The following is a 234-nucleotide window of genomic DNA, read 5'->3' as shown; positions in this document are numbered from 1 at the left end:
CAGGACAGGAACGCGTAAGGAGTGGCTTTCGGCGCGGCTTTCCCTGCTGGAAGAGGAAAAGGAGCTGACGAGGCGCAGCGATGAAATTGCCGCGAGCCGCCAGCAGTTGCCCTGGGTGAGGGTGGAAAAGGACTATCGGCTCGAAACCGGGGATGGCACGGTTCCGCTCTCGGCGCTCTTCAAGGGGTGCTCCCAGCTTCTCGTCTATCACTTCATGTTCGGACCGGACTACAC

General features: G+C 60.7%; 1 protein-coding gene. It reads left to right on the top strand.

Translation table 11 applies throughout. The features are described 5' to 3' along the window. The coding region (locus tag ACPYOG_RS20900) for a DUF899 family protein (protein ID WP_481295963.1) at positions 1-234 on the top strand (234 nt) is incomplete at both ends.

The sequence above is a fragment of the Leifsonia sp. HAY1-4F genome, assembly GCF_056755275.1.
This window is presented reverse-complemented; position numbering and strand designations above follow the sequence as displayed.